An 18507-nucleotide genomic window follows, 5' to 3' on the forward strand; every position below is an offset into this window, starting at 1 on the left:
GAGGGCCAGCGCTGGGAGTGGCGCAGGTCACAATTGGGGTGGATGGTTTCCCATCTGCCTTACCGTGCGCGATCGTGTCCCCGAGCGCTCACGTATCCGGCGGATCGCCGGTGATCGTTCGCCCGCGTCCCCATTGGTGGAGCTGTCGGGAGACGCGCGTGGTCGGAGCGCTTACGGTGTGACCCCACCCCACCTGGGTGGGGTCTGCACCGTGTCCGTGCCCCCGAAGGAAGGGACCGCCTCGTGAATCGGCTGTGGAGCCGGTTGGGTGCCCGGACGGCCGCGGTGGCGCTGCTCTCTGCAGGCGTCGTCGGTGGTTTCCAACTGGGCAACCGGGATCAGGGCCAGCATGTGCCGGATGTCGCCGGAGTTGAGCAGGTTGCGCTGCAAGCACCGCAGGTGCATCCGGTGAAGGAGCGGGCAGCCGAATACCAGGAGAAGTTGCGCGATGCCGCGGTTGCCGAGGCGGCGGCGGAGCGGAAGCGTCGGGAGGAGGCCGCTGCGGCGTCGCGGAAGACAGTCCGTGCGGCGGCGGCGGAACTCGCCAAGGCCAAGGCTAAGGCCAAGGCGGCGGCGGCAGCGAAGCCGTACGATGGCCCGATCCCGGAATCGTGTGCGGAGTTCACCGGCAACCGGAAGATCGGCTGCGCGGAGATGCTCAACGCCGGCTTCGAGATCGACCAGTTCCCCTGTCTGGACAAGCTTTTCACCAAGGAGAGCGGCTGGAACCACAAGGCCCGCAACCCGTCATCCGGCGCCTACGGAATTCCGCAGGCGCTACCCGGTAGCAAGATGGCCTCGAAGGGCGACGACTGGGAGACGAACCCGGCAACCCAGATCCGGTGGGGGCTTGGCTACATCAAGGGTCGGTACCAAACGCCGTGCAAGGCCTGGGCCTACATGCAGGAGGTGGGCTGGTACTGATCCCCAGCGTGGGCTGGTAATGATCATCGGGCGGCGGCAGAGTGTGCTTGGTCACACCCTGTCGCCGTCGGTCTGATTTTGACCGCCGGCCCAGGTGGCGGCTGTCGCCGCGAGCTGATAGCTGTTGACAGGTGAGCCTGCTATCGGAGGGCAGTGACCCGTACCGGTTCGGCACCGAGGCGTTCTACGCCGCGATCGGCCGGTCCTTCGTCGCCATGTGCGCGGTGGTGCCGTTCCTCTTCCTCATCGAGGCCGTTGACCAGGGCCTGGCATTCGGGCTCGACCCGGCGGCCGGCATCATCCCACAGCGCCTCGACGGCCTGGATGGCGTCTTTTTCTCACCGTTTCTGCACCACGGCTTCGATCACCTCTACAGCAATAGCATCCCGCTGATCCTGCTCGGCACCTTCGTGCTCGCGGCCGGTGTGCGTCGCTTCCTCTGGTCCACGCTGATCATCATTCTGATCAGCGGACTCGGCACCTGGTTCACCGGTTCCCCGAACTCCATCGTCGTCGGTGCGAGCGGCGTCATTTTCGGCTACTTCGGCATCCTGCTCACCCGGGGCATCGTGGAGCGGAGCTGGTGGAACTTCGCGGTCGTTCTTCTGGTCGGCCTCCTCTATGGCTGGCAACTCGTCGGCATTCTCCCCACCGACGAGCGGATCTCCTGGCAGAGCCACCTCTTCGGGCTGCTGGGCGGGGCGGTCGCCGCGATCGTCTTCCGGCGGCGTCAACCGGGCCTGGGCGGCTCGCACTACTCCGACTCGACCCGCATCTTCGGCTGACCGGAGCGGCGATGACTGACTGTCGGACATCCTTGCCCGGCGGCTTCGGCCCCTCTACCGTCAGGGATTAGCGTCGGTTGAGCCGGGAGCGGAAAGCGACGGTACGCCCATGCACGAGGTCGATGTCGCGGTAGTCGGGGCCGGGCCTGCCGGCCTCTTCGCCGCGTACTACGCCGGTTTCCGCGGACTCTCGGTGGCGGTGGTCGACGCGTTGCCCGAGCCCGGTGGCCAGATCACGGCGATGTACCCGGAGAAGTTGATTCACGATGTCGCCGGATTCCCGGCCGTCAAGGGCCGGGATCTGGTGGCCAACCTGGTTGCCCAGGCCGCCCCGTTCGACCCGCGCTACCTGCTCGGCACGCGGGCAGAGAAGCTGTCCTACGCCGATGATCGGCCGGTGCTCGGCCTGGCCGGGGGCGAGCAGCTCCGCTGCGGCGCGGTAGTGATCACCGGCGGGCTGGGCAGCTTCACACCCCGCCCGCTGCCGGTCGCGGAGCGCTTCGTCGGCACCGGAATCGTCTACTTCGTGCCGCAGCCGGCCGAGCTCACCGGCCAGGACGTGCTCATCGTCGGTGGCGGGGACTCCGCCTTCGACTGGGCGGTAACCCTCCAACCGCTGGCCCGTTCGGTGACCCTCGTGCATCGCCGGGAGAAGTTCCGCGCGCACGCCGCCACCGTCGCCCGGGTCCGCGCCCTGCCGGTGCGGGTCGTGGTGAACGCGGAGGTGACGAGGCTGCACGGGGGTGGCGCGGTGACCGGTGCCGAGATCACCGTCCGGGGCGGTGCGGCGGAGTCGTTGCCGGTCAACACCGTCGTCGCGGCGCTCGGCTTCACCGCCGACCTCGGCCCCTTGGCGGAGTGGGGCCTGCGCCTGGACCGCCGGCACCTCGTGGTTGACAGCACCATGGCGACCAACCTGCCGCGGGTCTTCGCCGCCGGGGACATCACCGAGTACCCGGGCAAGGTCCGCCTGATCGCCACCGGCTTCGGTGAGGCCGCGACCGCGGTGAACAACGCGGCCGTGGCGCTCGATCCGGCGGCGCACCTCTTCCCCGGACACTCCTCCGACGGGACCTGACTCTCTGGTGACCGGCTTACCGGGGTAGGCCGATGAGGTCGGCCATCAACGCGATCTGGTGGTCGAAGTAGTCGTCGCGGTGCGACAGTCCGCCCTTGATCCGGCCGAAGAGCTCGAAGCTGATCAGCCCGAAGAGCTGGGTCCACCCCGCCATCCCCCGGGCGAGCAGCGCTGCCGGCATCCCCGGGACGAGGCTCGCCGCGATGTCGGCGAGGTCGTCTCGGACGGGTTGGGGCAGGTCGGCGGCGGGGGGTGGGGTGAGCTGTCCGGCGGCAAGCCCGTCGCGGGCGATGCCGAGCAGGGTCATTGGTGGGCGCATTGCCGGCTCGACTGTGTCGTCGGGCGCTGCGTAGCCGGGAACCGGGCTGCCGTAGAGCAGCGCGTACTCGGAGGGGTTGGCGAGGGCCCAGGCCCGGGCCGCCCGACAGCTGGCGAACCAGCGTCCGCGCAGGTCGTCGCGGTCCACGGCGGCGTCTGCTGCCTCGACCGCGTCGCCCAGGGCCACGTACGCCTCCAGGATGAGCGTGGTGAGCAGGTCGTCCCGGCTGGGAAAGTAGCGGTAGATCGCCGAGGAGGCCATGCCCAGCTCTCGGGCGACCGCTCGCAACGACAGGTTGGCGCCGTCGGTGGCCAGATGGCGGCGCGCCGCGGCCTTGATCTCATCGATCATTTCGGCCCGCACCCGGGCCCGGAGCGAGTTGGCGACCATCTCCTTACTCTCTCACGCGCAGGGCGCTGATCCAATTCGAGAACAGTGCTCTTGACAGGTCTGGCAACTATCGACACACTTTTCTTGTGAGCATCGCTCTCGAAGTGATCTCTTGATCCGAAAGGTGAGCTCTGATGTCGATTAACGTGATTGTCGGTGCTGGCCCGGTCGGCACCGCGACCGCCCTCCTCCTCGCCCAGCGAGGGGAGCAGGTCCGGCTGGTCAGTCGCCGTGGTGCCGGTCCCGAGCATCCGGCCATCGAACTCATCGCTGCGGATGCCACTGATCCTGCCCGCCTGATCCGCCTGACGGACGGCGCCGTTGCCCTCTACAACTGTGCCAACCACGCGTATCACCGGTGGGCCCTCGACTGGCCGCCGCTGGCCGCCGCCCTGCTCACCACCGCCGAGCGGACCGGTGCGGTGCTTGCCACGATCGGCAATCTCTATGGGTACGGCCCGGTTGACGGGCCGATGACCGAGGTCGCCCCGCTGGCCGCGACCGGCGTCAAAGGGCGGGTGCGCAAACAGATGTGGGTCGACGCGCTGGCCGCCCATGAGGCAGGCCGGGCCCGGACGACCGAGGTTCGTGGCTCGGACTACCTCGGGATCGGGACCAACTCGATCACCAGCCGGATCCTGCCGAACGTGCTGGCCGGCCGCCGAGTGGTGCTGCCGGTCAACTTCGACGTCCCGCACACCATCACCTACGTCGGCGACGTGGCCCGAACCGTGGTCGCCGCCGCCACCGACCCGGATGCCTGGGGACGGGCCTGGCACGTGCCCAGCCCGCCCGCGCTCAGTCTGCGGGAGTTGGCCACCCGCGCCGCGACCATGGCCGGCATGCCCACGCCGCGGCTGACCCGCCTGCCCTACCCGGCGCTCTGGCTGGGTGGCCTGGTCAATCCGCTACTCCGGGAGTTGCGGGAGACGGCATATCAGTTCGATCGCCCGTACGTGTTGGACTCCTCGGCCACCCAGCGGGCCCTCGGGATCGAGCCGACCGCGCTCGATGAGGCCCTCGCCGAGACCCTTAGCGCGCTGAGCCAGCACCCGGCGCCGGCTCGGCGCAGCTCAGCTCCTAACGCCGCGCGGCGATGAGGACAGCGACCAGGGTCAGTGCCGCGCCGAGCAGGGTGGTGGCGTCCGGGTGGGAAGCCTCGGTCGGTAGGACCACGTCGAGTAGGACAGCGCCGACCACCTGGCCGGCGATCGTGGCCAGGCCGAGGAGCAGGACCCCGGTGAACTTGACAACAGCGGCGGCGATCGCGATGAAGGCGACCCCGATCGGCCCACCCAGATAGAGCCACGGCTCGGCCGGCGGTGAACCGGCGGGCAGCCCGCGTACCGCGATGTCCACCGCGAAGACCGCCAACAGGGCGATGGTGCCCACCGCGAAGTTGACCAGCGTGGCGGTCAGTGGGCTGCCGGTCGCCCGACCGACCAGCCCGTTGACGGCCTGCTGCCAGGCCACCGCGATCCCCGCGAGCAGCGGCAGCACCGCCAGCGCCAGCTCGGCCGGGTCCTCGAGCCGCCCGCCAACGGCCAGCCCGACCGCGAGCACGGTGAGCACCGCCCCGAACAGGCGCCGTCCGGTGACCTGCTGACGTCCGCTCGGACCGATGCCGGCCCAGTCCACGAGGAGACTGGAGCCGGACTGGCCGGCGACCACCGCCACGGTGAAGACGGCGACGCCGAGGGTGCCGACCGTGAGGCCCTGCGTCGCCACCAGGAACGCCCCGCAGAGTCCGCCGAGGCACTGCCACGGGCGCAGCGTGCCGGCGGTCAGCGCGGCGCGGAGGGCGGTCAGCCCGCGCCGTCCGCCGGAAGTCACCGGCACCAGCACCAGCAGCACCAGCAGGCCCAGCCCGAACGAGATGACCGCCGTGGCGACCCCGTCGGCCAGGCGTACGCCCAACTCGCCGTTGATCCGGGATTGCCCGGCGACGGCGACTCCGGCAGCGGTCGCGAGCGCCACCCCGACCAGCCGATGGGCCGGGGGCGGCCGGACCTGTGCCCCCGGCACCGCTTACTCCTGTTCGGCGAGGGGGCGGCCGTCGAAGTCCACCGCCGAGTACAGCGCCAGCTTCTCCAACCGGTGATATGAGTCGATCACGCGAATCGTGCCGCTCTTCGAGCGCATCACGATCGACTGCGTGTACGCTCCACCGGCCTTGTACCGGACGCCGCGGAGCAAGTCACCGGAGGTGACACCGGTGGCGACGAAGAAGCAGTTGTCACCGGTCACGAGGTCGTCGGTGCCGAGCACCCGGTCCAGATCGTGGCCGGCGGCGATGGCCTTCTCCCGCTCCTGCTCGTCACGCGGCCAAAGCTTGGCCTGAAGGGCGCCTCCCATGCACTTCAGGGCGCAGGCCGCGGTGATCCCCTCGGGGGTGCCGCCGATGCCCATCAGCACGTCAACGTCGGACTCCCCGCGGGCGGCGGCGATCGCACCGGCGATGTCCCCGTCCGAGATGAAGCGGATCCCGGCCCCGCTGCGGCGGACCTGGTCCACCAGCCCGTCGTGTCGGGACCGGTCCAGCACACAGACCGTCACCTCGGAGGCGTCGGTGCCCTTGACCTTCGCGATCCGGCGTACGTTCTCGGCCACGCCGGCGTTGATGTCCACCACGTCGGCGTAGGCCGGGCCGACAGCGAGCTTCTCCATGTAGAACACGGCGCTCGGGTCGAACATCGCCCCACGTTCGGCGACCGCCAGCACCGCCAGGGCGTTCGGCATGCCCTTGCTCATCAGTGTGGTGCCGTCGATCGGGTCGACCGCGACATCAACCTTTGGCCCGCTCCCATCACCGACCTCTTCCCCGTTGAAGAGCATCGGCGCGTTGTCCTTCTCACCCTCGCCGATCACTACGATTCCGCGCATCGGAATCGAGTTGATCAACTTGCGCATCGCGTTGACGGCGGCGCCGTCGCCGCCCTCCTTGTCACCCCGGCCGACCCATCGGCCGGCGGCCATCGCCGCGGCCTCGGTCACCCGGACCAGGTCGAGGGCGAGGTTGCGATCGAGATTCTGTGGGGTCCGCGTCGTGGTGTTCGTCATGACGGCTCCTCCTCGCGACGTTGCGGGGTGGCCCGGCGGGCGTGGTCGCCGCCGGCTTTGTCGCTGATCCTCACATGATCGGCCACCCTGCGTGGTGGTGGGGCGGTGATGGCTTGGTCACGTCTGATCGGGTGGCTGCGAAGATAGGGGGGTGGAACCCGCACAGCCCGCCGACCGCGTCCCTGCCGACCAGACCGCGCCGGAGCTCTCGCCGGTCGAGCCGACGCCCACCGGTCCGGCCGCGCCCGCGACTTCCGAGGAGCCGGCGTTGGTCGAGCCGACCACCGGCCCGGCCGCACCCGCGACTTCCGAGGAGCCGGCGTTGGTCAAGCCGACCAGCGGCCCGGCCGAGATCCAGAGCGCCGGGGAGACCAGTGCCGCGGGGGAGGCCGCCGGCGCGGGGGCGAACAGTGCTGAGCGGGAGGCCGGCGAGTCGTCGGCGCCGCCCGCTGGGGCGGACACCACTCGTTCGGAGCGTTCGCCGAAGGACATGGCCATCTCGCTTCTCGTGCTGCTGGTCCCGATCGCCCTGCTGCTCGCCTTCTACCGGGGCTTCCTCGGGGGAGACCAGGCAACCGTCGTGGACCCGGCGCCCGCGTTGGACTCGGCGCAGGCAGCGGCGGCCTTTCCGGTCAGTCAGCCGCAGGGGCTGGACGCGGGGTGGCGTACCGTCCGGGCCGACTTCCGGACGGTCGAGGACGGGTCGACACTGCGCCTGGGCTACCTGAGCCCGGAGGGGCGGGGGGCCCAGATCGTGCAGAGCAGCGTGCCGCCGGAGCTGTTGCTCCCCACCGAGCTGACCGATCAGGGGCAGCCCCAGGGCCGGACTGACCTCGCGGGACGCACGTGGCAGCGGTACACGGCCCGCGGCAACGAGCAGGCGTTCGTGCTCCTCGAACCGGACCGCACCGTGATCGTGGTCGGCGATGCCCGAGACACCGAGCTGCGAGAGTTGGCCGGGGCGCTGGGCTGAACCCGGCCGGACCAACCGGAAGCGGGGCGGGGCCGCGGTCAGTCGGTGGGTTCCTGCCGGGCAGCATCCAGGCGGGCCCGGGCGCCGTCCAGCCACGCCTGGCAGACCCCGGTCAGCTGCTCACCGCGTTCCCAGAGGGCCAGGGACTCCTCCAGCGTGGTGCCGCCGGCCTCCAGCCGTTCGACCACCGACGCCAACTCGGCGCGGGCCTGTTCGTAGCTGAGCCGCTCGTCCTTCGTCTCCTCGGTCATCGCTCACATCCCACCACATCTACCCGTTCGGGCTACCCCCGCCGTGCCCGGTACGCCCTTGATGGCCTCGCCCCGACACCGGTACCGGTTCCGATCCCAACGGCGGCAGAGAACCGCTACCGCCGTTGGGCCTCCGGGCGGTGCTCTCCGGCGTCGATGGTCGCGGCCAGCTCGCCGTCGGCCAGCCGGACCCGCACCGGATCTCCGACGGCGACCTCGGAGACCGCGCGGACGACGTTGCCGTCGGCCCGCCGTACGATCGCGTACCCCCGGTCGAGGGTGGCGGCCGGGGAGAGAGCCCGGAGCCGGGCCCGGGTGTGCCGAAGGTCGTCCTCGGCCGCGGTCAACCGGTGGGCGAGACAGCGGTCGGCGCGGTGGCGCAGCCCGGAGACGTCGGTAGCCCGTTGCTCGATCATCACCTCGGGCCGGGCCAGCACCGGCCGGGATCGCAGCAGCTCCAGCCGGTGTGCCTCACGGTCAACCAGGTTGCGTACCGCGCGTTCGAGTCGGGACCGGGCCTGCCCGATCAGGCGTACCTCCTCGGTGAGGTCGGGGACGATTCGCTTGGCCGCGTCGGTCGGGGTGGAGGCGCGGATGTCCGCGACGTAGTCGAGCAACGGCGCGTCGGTCTCGTGGCCGATCGCGCTGACCACCGGGGTACGGGCGTCGAACACCGCCCGGCACAGCGCCTCATCGGAGAAGGGCAGCAGGTCCTCGATGCTGCCGCCGCCCCGGGCGATCACGATCACCTCGATGGCGGGGTCGGCGTCCAGCACCCGCAGCGCGTCCACGATCTGCGGCACAGCGGACGGCCCCTGCACGGCCACGTTGACCGTCCGGAACGCCACCGCCGGCCAGCGCCGGCGGGCGTTGGTACGCACGTCCCGCTCGGCGGCGCTGGCCCGGCCGGTGATCAGCCCGATCCGGTGCGGGAGGAAGGGCGGGCGGCGCTTGCGCCGGGGGTCGAAGAGCCCCTCGGCGGCCAGCAGCTTCTTCAGCTTCTCCAGCCGGGCCAGTAGCTCGCCCAGCCCCACCTGGCGGATCTCGTCGGCGCGCAGGCTCAATGTGCCCCGGGCGGCGTAGAAGTCGGGCTTGGCGTGCAACACCACCCGGGCGCCCTCGCGAAGCTGCGGTGCGCCGGAGTCGAGCACATCGCGGTTGGTGGTCACGGTCAGGCTGAGGTCGGCCGACGGGTCCCGGAGGGTGAGGAACACCGTGCTCGCGCCGGGGCGGCGACTGACCTGTGCGACCTGCCCGTCCACCCACACCCAGCCCAGCCGGGCGATCCAGGCACTGATCTTCTGGCTGACCACCCGGACCGGCCATGGCTCCTCGGGCGTGCTGCGGGTAACCCTGCCATCCGAACTCACCCGCTCACCCTACGACCGTCCCTGCGGGTCGCAGCCGCTGGCGGGCGGTGGGTCGGCACGTACGATGGGCGGGTGAGTGAGGCTGAAGCGACCCGGACCGGTAAGCGTGTGATCCTGGCGAAGCCGCGCGGCTACTGTGCGGGCGTCGACCGGGCGGTGCAGACCGTCGAGGAGGCGCTCAAGCTCTACGGCGCGCCGATCTACGTCCGCAAGCAGATCGTGCACAACCGGCACGTGGTGCGGACCCTGGAGGCCAAGGGCGCGATCTTCGTGGAGGAGAACGAGGAGGTGCCGGAGGGCGCGACCGTGGTCTTCTCCGCGCACGGCGTCGCCCCCGAGGTCCACGAGCAGGCGCGCAGCCGCTCGCTGAAGGCAATCGATGCAACCTGCCCGCTGGTCACCAAGGTGCACCAGGAGGCGAAGCGGTTCGCCGCCGAGGACTACGACATCCTGCTGATCGGCCACGAGGGGCATGAGGAGGTCATCGGCACCGCCGGCGAGGCGCCCGAACACATCCAGCTCGTCGATGGTCCCCAGGACGCCGAGCGGGTCACCGTGCGGGATCCGAACAAGGTGGTGTGGCTGTCCCAGACCACCCTGTCGGTGGACGAGACGCTGGAGACCGTGGCCCGGCTGAAGACGCGGCTGCCGCTGCTCCAGTCGCCGCCGAGCGACGACATCTGCTACGCCACCAGCAACCGGCAGCACGTGGTCAAGCAGATCGCGTCGGACTGCGATGTCATGATCGTCGTCGGCTCCACCAACTCGTCGAACTCGGTGCGGCTGGTCGAGGTGGCCCTGGACGCGGGTGCGCGGGCCGGCCACCTCGTCGACTTCGCCCGCGAGATCGACGACGCGTGGCTCGAGGGCGCCCGCACGGTCGGTCTCACCTCGGGGGCCAGCGTCCCCGAGGAGCTCGTCCAGGAGGTTCTCGCGCATCTCGCGGCGCGGGGCTTCACCGATGTCGAGGAGGTGGTGACCGCGGACGAGCGGCTGACCTTCTCGCTGCCGCAGGAGCTGAAGCGGGACATGCGGGCCGCGGCGGCCCACGGTTGAGCGGTGGGCCCGCTTCGACCGGACGGGGTTCGACCGGACAGGGCTCGGGCGGCGGGGCGGCGCCGGCGGGGTGGGAACGAACCGACCGGCCGGAGCGTCCGAAACTGTATGAGAAGCCCTTGGCTCGCCACCCCGGCGTTGGCCGTCTGCCTGGCGCTCAGTGCCTGCGGCAGCGGCCAGGGTACGGGCGATGATCCCCTGACCGAGATGGGAGTGACGCCTATGACGACCCCCACCGATCCGGAACCAACGGCCGGCGACTCCGAGTCCTCCAACCCGGCCACCCCCGCCGCTCCGAGGTCAGTGATGGCCTCCCCGCCGACGCGTACCCCGAAGATGCCGGCGGGACCGAGTAAGCCGCCGCCGGTCGGCGCGGCCACCCTGACCGGCACTGTGCAGGCCGGGGTGGAGTCCGGGTGTCTGCTGCTGGATGGATACCTGCTGGTGGGCGGGCCGCGGGCGGTGTTGATCCCCGGTGCGTCGGTGCTGGTGACCGGGAAGGTCCAGCCGGACCTGATGACCACCTGCCAGCAGGGCATCCCCTTCCTGGTGGAGACGGCGTCCCGACGAGGCTGACCCGTCCGCCGAAACCGTCGGAGCCCGCCCCCGATAGCCGGGGACGGGCTCCTGCTGGCGTGACGTACGGGTCAGTTCACCGAGCCGATGGCGACGGCGCTGCGGCCGACGACCGCGCCCTCCGCCGTCACCACGGTCAGCTCACCCTGCAGCTCCCGGCCAGCGGCCGGGCCAGTCAGGGCGGTCACCGTACCGCCGAAGGCGTCGGTGTCACCGTGCCCCAGCGTGAGTGGGGTCGACGGTGCCGACAGGGTGCCGAGCGCCGGGGCGGAGAAGGAGTCCCGGTAGTCGTACGCCGTGCTGCCACCGAGGCCGTCCACCGAGTACCCCTCGACCACGATCCGGTAGGTGCCCGGAGCCGGCTTCGACAGCGTCACCGCCTCCTCCGAGTCCCCGTCTGCGGAGAAGCCGAGCAGCGCGGTGCCCCGGTAGACGTACAGGTCCAGGTCGGCTCCGGCGTTTGCCGGGTTACCGATTCGAGCCGCGAACTCGGCTGCGTCGGCCGGCACCTCCACGAGGAACTCCTGCGCGGCGCCCTCGGCGATGGTCGGGCGGTCGGTGTGGACGCTGGCGAGTGGACCACCCTGGCCGGTGACGGAGACCGGGCCGTAGGTGTTGGTCAGGCTCCACTCGACCGGAGTCGGCGTACCGGCATCCACCGCCGGTAGCTCGACCACGGCCGGCTCGAACGCGACTCCCTGGATCCGCGCCGTCAGCTGGTACGGGTTGTTCAGCGACGGCGAGGTGCGACGCGACTCCACTTCGATCTGCCAGACCCCGGGGAGCGGTTTCTGGTAGTCCCGCTCGTGCGGGTTGCAGGTGTCGGGGTCGGAGTAGTTGGTGAAACAGACCCGGCTGGAGGTGCTCTCCACCGGCACGCCGTACGGGTTGAACGCGATGAACCGGGTCTGCGAGCCGGTGGCGATGCCGTCGAGGTTGACCTGGAGGGCCTCGGTACCCGGCGGAACGGTCACGAAGTAGGACTCGAAGCCGTTCCGGTCGACCGAGCCTTCGGCCGAGAAGGAGAAGTCCGGCTTGCGGGTGTCGTTGCTCGCCACGACCACGAGGGAGACCTCGAAGTCGATCGTGTTGGTCGCCGGGTCATCCACCGTCATGATCGCGCCGTGCGCGCCCGCGTCCGGTCGAGCGACGACGGGGACGGTCACGGTCCGGTTCAGCGGCAACTTGACGGACTTCGGTGCCTGGAAGGTGCCGTCATTGCCGCGCAGCGCGATGTCGTGCTTGACGGTGCCGGCCGGCCCGCTGGTACGGGTGATCTTGACCCGGTAGGTCTTCTTCTGGCCGACCCGGTGACCCCCTTCGCCCTTTGCGCACCGGTTGTAGACGCCGGTACCGCGGTGCGGCGTCCCCAGCTGGTCGGAGAGGACGGTGCAGACCGGCGCCACCGAGGTGTACGAACGGGTCTGCACACCCTTGCGCAGCAGCTTCCACGCGCCCGACACGTTCACCATGCCGTAGCCCTGGCCGTACGTGGGCACGTCCTTGATCGGCTTCGCCGAGCTGTACAGAGCACGGCGCAGCATCTGCGGGGTGACCCCGCGGTCGGTCGCCCGGGCGGCCGAGAGCAACAGCGCGGCGGCACCGGCGGCCTGGGGAGAGGCCATCGAGGTGCCGTTGAACATGGCGTAGCCGGGCGGCAGCGAGTAGCCGGCCTCGGGGACCGGGCTGCCCGCCTGCCAGAGCGGGATGGTGGAGATCGCCGCGCCGGGTGCGGCGACGTTCGGCTTGGTGCCGCCGTCTTCGCGTGGGCCCCGGGACGAGAAGTTGAACAGCGCGTTCTTGGTCCGCACCACCGAGCCGTAGTTGGCCAGCCAGGTGTCCTTGCTGACGCTGGCCGCGACGCTGACGACCCGCTCGGCGACCGACGGGTCGCCGATGGTGTTCAGGCCGGGGCCGGAGTTACCGGCGGAGATGACGAGCTGGACGCCGTAGGTGGTGATGAGGTTGTTGTACAGCTCGGTGCGGGCGTTGTTGCCGTCGTTGAGCGCCGGCAGACCGCCGATCGACATGTTGACCACGTCGACATTCCGGTTGATGACCAGGTCGGCCATGCCGCTGGTGAGCGCCGAGGCGGTGCAGCCACCGCCCCAGGAGCAGGCGCGGGACGACACGAGCTGGGCGCCGGGCGCGGCTCCGTCGAACGCCTCGTTGCCGAACATGTCGTTGGCGGCGGTGATGCCGGCGACGTGACTGCCGTGCGCGTCCGAGACGATGCCGATGTTGATGTAGTCGACCAGGCCGGGGCCGCCGACCGGCGTGGTGTCGACGTCCTCCCGGAACTCGACCACGAAGGGCATCTGCTCGCGGACGGCGGTTGCCGGGTCGTCCGTACCGAAGTGACCGATGTCGAACTTCTCCTGGTACGGGCGCATGACGGTCTCGTCGGTGAAGTCTCCGTCGAGGTCAACGTCGATCAGGATGTCGTTCGTGGCGGGGTCGTAGAGCACACCCCACTCGTCGGAGGTGTCGCCGTCGCGGTTGACGTCACCGAGCAGGTCGCTGCCGGCGGTGATCGCCTCCCGGAAGATGTTGAAGCGGTAGCTGCCCGCCGGTGCCGTCCAAGCCACGCCGGCCGACTCGAACGACGGGCCGGTGACCTCCGTGATCATCGGGCGCCAGGTGGCGTCCTCGAACGGGTGCGTCGCGGTGACCCAGTCGGCGATCTTTCGGTCACCCGTGGTGGTGTGCTGGAGCGCCGGGTGGTCCAGGTCCACGCCGGAGTCCATGATGCCGATGGTGATGCCCCGGCCGTCCCACTCGGGATTCTGGTCAACGAACTTGACGGCGCCGGTTTCGCCGGCCGGCAGGTAGGGGTTATCCGCGCGGGTGTCGGCTCCGGGACCGCTGAACGTGCGGCCCTGCTTCGCCGCCTGCTGGCCGCTGGTCACCGGCCGCGGGTCGGCGAGCTGAATCGTCTCGTCCAGGTCGACCGCGGCGACCCCGGGCAGGGTGGCAGCCTTGATCACCTTGTTGGTCGGGACGGTGGCCAGGACGTAGCCGATGGTGTCGTATCGGTCTGTGACGGCTGCACCGAGCTCGGTCAGGTCAGCGGCGACCTCTTTCGCCTCGTCCTTCTCGGTCGCGACGATCAGCGTTACGGTGTCGACCTTCTTCGCTTCCGCCTCGGCCAGGAGTTTGGCGTCGTGCGAACCCAGCACCTCGATGGGGGTGGATGGCGTGTCGGGTGCGGCGCTCGCGGTGGCGGCGCCGCCCGCGACGGTCACGGCACTGGCGGCCATGACCGAGGCGAAGAGTCCGGCGGAGGCACGCCGGCTCAGCGTTCGGGGTTTGCTCACGTTCTCTCCTCCGGAGAACAGGGCCCTCAGTTCCAGGGCACACGTGAGCGAAATACTTCGGCTATCGATGCCGGTTGTCACCCTCACCGAGGGCGTTGTGACCATCTCGTGACCTATTGGTTTGCCGCTGTCACACCGAATCAGTGTGTTTGCCGTCCACTTGAGAGCGCAAGCGTGTCCACTCTGGCTCTGGATTGAATAGCTCCGGTGCCTGCGGCTGGCGGGGGGCGAGCTCCACCTGCGCCGGCGGGGCCAGCTCCTCATCGGAGACCCCCAACTCGGCGAGCTTGCGGGCGCTGACCAGCACCCGAGACTCCAGCGAACCAACCGCCCGGTTGTACGCAGAAACCGCCCCACCGAGCGCGGACCCCAGCCGGCCCACATGTTCGCCGAGGGTGGCGAGCCGGCCGTACAGTTCCCGGGCCAGCGAGTGCACCGCCACCGCGTTGTTGGCCAGCGCCGCCTGCCGCCAGGCGTAGGCGACCGTACGCAGCAGCGCGACGAGGGTGGCCGGGGTCGCCAGCACCACGTTGCGGGTGAAGGCGTGCTCCAGCAGGGTCGGGTCACGCTGTAAGGCGACATCGAGGAAGGGGTCGGCCGGCACGAAGAGCACCACGAATTCCGGTGCCGGGTCGAACGCGGTCCAGTACGCCTTCGCGGCCAGCGCGTTCACGTGGGCCCGCAGGTGTTTCGCGTGTGCGTCGAGGTGTGCGTCGCGTCCCCGTTCGTCGCGGGCCTCCATCGCGGTCAGGTACGCCTCGAAGGGTGCCTTCGCGTCCACCACCACCGACCGCCCCCCGTGCAGGCGAACCACCAGGTCGGGGCGGACCACCTGCTGATCGGTCGTGGCCGTCACCTGCTCGGCGAAGTCGCAGTGCTCCAGCATGCCGGCCGCCTCGACGATGCGGCGCAGCTGGTGCTCGCCCCACCGCCCCCGGACCTGCGGCGCCCGCAGCGCCGCGACGAGCTGTTTGGTCTCGGTGCGCAGCTCACCGGAGACCGTGTTCATGGCGCGCACCTGCTCGCGCAGCTCGGCGTAGGCGTCAACCCGGTCCCGCTCCAACTCGGCGACCCGCTGCTCGTAGCGGTGGAGCGTGTCGTGCAGGGGGGCCACCGCGCGGGCTACCGCCTCTTGGGACTGCGCGGTCGCCTCGTAGCCCAGCGTCCGCAAGGACTGCTCCAGCCGACCCTCGCCCGCCTGCGCGGCGGCCAGCGTGGCCTCCAGCCGGGCCAGCTCGGTGGCGGATCGGGCCCGGGCGGCGTACCACCCCACCGCGCCTCCCGCCGCGAGGCAGACGAGCACCACTGCCAGCGTCGGAAACTCCATGCCGCCGAGCATCCCAAACGGGTACGACCGGCCGACGCCAGGTCGATCGAAGGTGGCGCCGGCCCCGCCTCCGCCGCCTCCGCGGCCGCCGGCCGCTGGCCGCGGCGCTCAGCCGGTGTTGCGCATGCCGGCGGCGATGCCGTTAACCGTGGTGAGCAGGGCGCGTTCCAGGGCGGTGCCGTCGCTGGGTGCCCGACGGCTGCCCGGTGCCGTCACCACCGCCCGGCCCGGTGCACCGGAGTCCCGGTACTGCCGCAGCAACGCCACCTGGAGGTGGTGCAGCGGCTCCAAATAGGTGTCCCGTACCGCCAGCGTGCGCTGGAGCACCGGCGCGTTCTCCAACAGGTCCGGGGAGACGGTCACGGCGAGCACCTCCCGCCGGGTCAGCTCGTACTCCTGCTCGATCTTGTGGAAGATCGGGTGCAGCTTCTTCGGTACCAGCGTCTCCACGTAGCGTCGAGCGATGGTCAGGTCGGTCTTGGTCAGCATCATCTCCACGTTCGACAGGAACGTCCGGAAGAAGTGCCAGCTGCGGTGCATCTCGGCGAGCACGTCCCCATGGCCGGCGGCGCGGGCCGCCGCCAGCCCGGAGCCGACGCCGAACCAGCCGGGGACGATCTGTCGGGTCTGGGTCCAGCCAAACACCCACGGGATGGCCCGTAGGCCGGCGAGCCCGGCACCCGTGTTCGGCCGCTTCGCCGGTCGCGAGCCGATGTTCAACGCGCCAAGCAGCTCGGTCGGCGTGGACGCCCAGAAGTACGCCGGCAGGTCAGGATCCTCGACCAGGTCCCGGTACGAGTGGTAGGCCGCCGCACTCACCACGTCCATCGTCGCGTCCCAGCGTTCCAGCATCTCGGCCGGCTGTCGGGGCGCGGTGTGCAGCAGCGTCGACTGGAGCACCGCGGCCACCGTCAGCTCAAGATTCTCCCGGGCCAGCGCCGGCAGGCTGTACTTGTCGGAGATCACCTCGCCCTGCTCGGTCACCTTGATCTCGCCGTCGAGGGTCCCGTACGGCTGGGCCAGGATCGCGTCGTGGGTCGGACCACCACCCCGGCCGACGGTGCCACCCCGGCCGTGGAAGAGCCGCAGCTGTACGCCGTGCCGGGCAGCCACGTCCCGCAGGGCGCGCTGCGCACGGTGGATGGACCACTGACTGGTGGTGATGCCGGCTTCCTTGTTGGAGTCGGAGTAGCCGAGCATCACTTCCTGGACGTCGCCGCGGGCGGTGACCAGGGCCCGGTAGGCGGGCAGCGACAGCAACTCGTCCAGCAAGTCACCGCCGGCGTTCAACTCGGCGGGGGTCTCCAACAGCGGTACGAAGCCGATCCGGGCCCGGCTGCTGTGCACGTCCACCAGCCCCGCCTCGCGGGCCAGCACGACGGCGGCGAGGACATCGTCTACGCCGAGCGTCATCGAGATGATGTACGACTCGATCACCTCGGTTCCGAACCGGTCCTGGGTCTCCCGGATGGTGCTGAAGACATCGAAGGTCCGGCGGGCCGATTCGGTCAGCGGAGTGTCGAGCGTAGACAGGGGTCGGCGGCCGGCCAGTTCATCGGCGAGGAGCTTGGTGCGTTCCAGCCGGTTCAGCGCCGGGTAGTCGGACACCTCGCCCACCGCACCGAAGAGCTGGGTCAACACCTCGTGGTGCTTCTCGGCGTGTTCACGGACGTCCATGGTGGCGAGGTGCAGGCCGAAGGCGGAGACCGTCCGGATGGTCGAGGCGAGCCGGCCCACGGCGGTGAGCTGACCGGAGTTGCGGGCCAGCGAGGCGCGCAGCAGCTCCAGGTCGGCGATCAACTCACCCGACCCGCGGTAGTCCCGTCCCGACACGTGCGCCGTGCCCTGGCGTAGCCGCTGCCGGGTGTTGGCGAGCTTCGCCTTCACACACCGGGCCTTGAGCCGGTACGGCTCCTCAGCGTTCACCCGACGGAACCGGGACGCCACCTCGGGCAGCGCGTCCAGGTCGGTGGCGAGGCTCGCGGAGAGGTCGAGGGAGACGCCGCGCAACCGCCGGGAGACGGAGACCTCGTTGATCAGTTGGTCCATGGCCTTCTCGGTGGCGGCGAGGCCGTGTTCGTGCGCGATGGCCAGGACTTCCCGGGTCACCGTGGGGGTGACGAACGGATTTCCGTCCCGGTCGCCCCCGATCCAGGTGCCGAAGGTGAGGGGCCGGGCGGTGGGTGAGGTCTCCACCCCGAGGGTGCGGAGCGTGTCGGCGAGGTCGTCGAGCACCTGTGGCGCCGCCTCGGCGTAGAGGTCGCGTAGGTAGTAGATGGCGTTGCGCGCCTCGTCGGTCGGGTCCGGCCGGTCTAGCCGCAGCTCGTCGGTCTGCCACATCAGGTCAAGTAGCTCGGCGAGGCGGCGGTTGGCCGGGCCCTCGTCGCTAGCGCCGTAGAGGACCGCGTTGGTGGTCTCGGTGTCCAACTCGTCGGCGATCGCGCGCAGCTTGGACAGGATCGAGCGGCGGGCAGCCTCGGTGGGGTGGGCGGTGAAGACCGGGCGGATGGCCAGCCGCCGCGCCGCCGCTGCGATCTCCTCCGCGGGAACGCCGCGCTCGGCGATCATCTTGGCGGTCTGATCCAGCCAGCCGCCCTGAACGGCCCGACGGCGCCGCAGATCCCGGGCGCGATGGACCTGTTCGGTGATGTTGGCCAGGTGGAAGTACGTGGAGAAGGCGCGGGCCAGCCGGGTGCCGGTGGCGACATCCAATCCGGCGAGCCGCTGCGCAGCGGCCGGGGCGTCGGTGCGAACCTGGGCGCGGATCTCCTCGACGAGGTCGAGCAGGGGCCGTCCCTCCTGACGGGCGAGGGTCTGGCCGAGCAGGGTGCCGAGGCGGCGGATGTCGGCGCGCAGTGCGGCGTCGGGGCCGTCGTGGTCGTGCTGGTCGGTCACGATGCGCTCCTTACGTGAGTACGAAGGACAGCGCTGTCCGACTCCCAGGATGGTAACCGCGGGAACCGGGCGGAACCCACGGGGTGTCCTTGTTCACTCTTGGCGAGCCGCTTCGGCCCGCCGGGGATCCGCGTCACGTGGCCGTTGACCCGTTCCCGGAGCGATAGGGTCAACGGGTCAACCCCT

General features: G+C 70.5%; 15 protein-coding genes. 7 read left to right on the forward strand and 8 right to left on the reverse strand.

All coding sequences use genetic code 11. The features are described 5' to 3' along the window. Nucleotides 1-243: 243 nt before the first annotated feature. The 3 genes from B116_RS0103900 (at nucleotide 244) to B116_RS0103910 (ending at nucleotide 2787) form a co-directional block, all read left to right on the forward strand. Nucleotides 244-924 (forward strand): aggregation-promoting factor C-terminal-like domain-containing protein, encoded by a 681-nt coding sequence (locus B116_RS0103900; protein WP_018721176.1) that lies wholly within the window; start codon nucleotides 244-246, stop codon nucleotides 922-924. 131 nt (nucleotides 925-1055) lie between these two features. Further along, nucleotides 1056-1709: a rhomboid family intramembrane serine protease gene (locus B116_RS0103905; RefSeq protein ID WP_018721175.1), complete on the forward strand. Its 654-nt coding sequence runs from the start codon at nucleotides 1056-1058 to the stop codon at nucleotides 1707-1709. A 109-nt stretch (nucleotides 1710-1818) separates the two neighbouring features. After that, nucleotides 1819-2787 carry an NAD(P)/FAD-dependent oxidoreductase gene (locus tag B116_RS0103910; protein ID WP_027659265.1) on the forward strand — a complete coding sequence of 323 codons (969 nt, stop codon included), beginning with the start codon at nucleotides 1819-1821 and terminating at the stop codon, nucleotides 2785-2787. Nucleotides 2788-2803: 16 nt separating this feature from the next. On the opposite strand, the gene B116_RS0103915 is transcribed toward B116_RS0103910, so the two are convergent. Beyond that, the gene (locus B116_RS0103915) at nucleotides 2804-3496 is read right to left on the reverse strand and encodes a TetR/AcrR family transcriptional regulator (RefSeq protein WP_027659266.1); all 693 of its coding nucleotides are present in this window, start codon (nucleotides 3494-3496) and stop codon (nucleotides 2804-2806) included. A gap of 134 nt (nucleotides 3497-3630) precedes the next feature. Between B116_RS0103915 and B116_RS0103920 the strand changes: the two genes are divergently transcribed. Next, a complete protein-coding gene (locus B116_RS0103920) occupies nucleotides 3631-4596 on the forward strand; it encodes an NAD-dependent epimerase/dehydratase family protein (protein ID WP_027659267.1) in 966 nt (321 codons plus the stop codon). Here the strand turns inward: B116_RS0103920 and B116_RS0103925 are convergent. Together B116_RS0103925 and glpX are read right to left on the reverse strand one after the other, a co-directional pair. Further along, nucleotides 4577-5521, reverse strand: coding sequence for a DMT family transporter (locus B116_RS0103925; protein WP_027659268.1), 945 nt, complete (start codon nucleotides 5519-5521; stop codon nucleotides 4577-4579). The genes B116_RS0103920 and B116_RS0103925 overlap by 20 nt on opposite strands. A gap of 3 nt (nucleotides 5522-5524) precedes the next feature. Continuing rightward, entirely contained in the window at nucleotides 5525-6556 is a 1032-nt protein-coding gene (gene glpX, locus B116_RS0103930) for a class II fructose-bisphosphatase (RefSeq protein ID WP_018721172.1), read from the reverse strand. A 151-nt stretch (nucleotides 6557-6707) separates the two neighbouring features. Here glpX and B116_RS0103935 point away from each other — a divergent pair, with 151 nt between their 5' ends. Further along, nucleotides 6708-7529 (forward strand): DUF4245 domain-containing protein, encoded by an 822-nt coding sequence (locus B116_RS0103935; RefSeq protein ID WP_027659269.1) that lies wholly within the window; start codon nucleotides 6708-6710, stop codon nucleotides 7527-7529. Nucleotides 7530-7567: 38 nt separating this feature from the next. Here B116_RS0103935 and B116_RS0103940 read toward each other — a convergent pair whose 3' ends face one another. Both B116_RS0103940 and xseA read right to left on the reverse strand, forming a co-directional pair. Beyond that, complete coding sequence (locus tag B116_RS0103940; RefSeq protein ID WP_018721170.1) at nucleotides 7568-7780, reverse strand: exodeoxyribonuclease VII small subunit; 213 nt, start codon at nucleotides 7778-7780, stop codon at nucleotides 7568-7570. A 116-nt stretch (nucleotides 7781-7896) separates the two neighbouring features. Beyond that, nucleotides 7897-9150, reverse strand: a complete 1254-nt coding sequence (gene xseA, locus B116_RS0103945) for an exodeoxyribonuclease VII large subunit (protein ID WP_082312695.1) — start codon at nucleotides 9148-9150, stop codon at nucleotides 7897-7899. 72 nt (nucleotides 9151-9222) lie between these two features. On the opposite strand from xseA, the gene B116_RS0103950 reads away from it, so the two are divergent. Together B116_RS0103950 and B116_RS0103955 are read left to right on the forward strand one after the other, a co-directional pair. Beyond that, the gene (locus B116_RS0103950) at nucleotides 9223-10206 is read left to right on the forward strand and encodes a 4-hydroxy-3-methylbut-2-enyl diphosphate reductase (protein ID WP_027659271.1); all 984 of its coding nucleotides are present in this window, start codon (nucleotides 9223-9225) and stop codon (nucleotides 10204-10206) included. 108 nt (nucleotides 10207-10314) lie between these two features. After that, the gene (locus B116_RS0103955; protein WP_027659272.1) at nucleotides 10315-10782 is read left to right on the forward strand and encodes a hypothetical protein; all 468 of its coding nucleotides are present in this window, start codon (nucleotides 10315-10317) and stop codon (nucleotides 10780-10782) included. Between the two features lie 71 nt (nucleotides 10783-10853). Here B116_RS0103955 and B116_RS0103960 read toward each other — a convergent pair whose 3' ends face one another. From B116_RS0103960 to ppc, 3 genes are all read right to left on the reverse strand, one after another. After that, the gene (locus B116_RS0103960; protein ID WP_027659273.1) at nucleotides 10854-14099 is read right to left on the reverse strand and encodes a S8 family serine peptidase; all 3246 of its coding nucleotides are present in this window, start codon (nucleotides 14097-14099) and stop codon (nucleotides 10854-10856) included. Nucleotides 14100-14229: 130 nt separating this feature from the next. Next, complete coding sequence (rmuC, locus tag B116_RS0103965; RefSeq protein WP_027659274.1) at nucleotides 14230-15438, reverse strand: DNA recombination protein RmuC; 1209 nt, start codon at nucleotides 15436-15438, stop codon at nucleotides 14230-14232. A gap of 96 nt (nucleotides 15439-15534) precedes the next feature. Beyond that, nucleotides 15535-18321 (reverse strand): phosphoenolpyruvate carboxylase, encoded by a 2787-nt coding sequence (ppc, locus tag B116_RS0103970; protein WP_027659275.1) that lies wholly within the window; start codon nucleotides 18319-18321, stop codon nucleotides 15535-15537. Between the last annotated feature and the right edge of the window lie 186 nt (nucleotides 18322-18507).

Source organism: Salinispora fenicalii (genome assembly GCF_000514815.1).
Lineage (GTDB): Bacteria > Actinomycetota > Actinomycetes > Mycobacteriales > Micromonosporaceae > Micromonospora > Micromonospora fenicalii.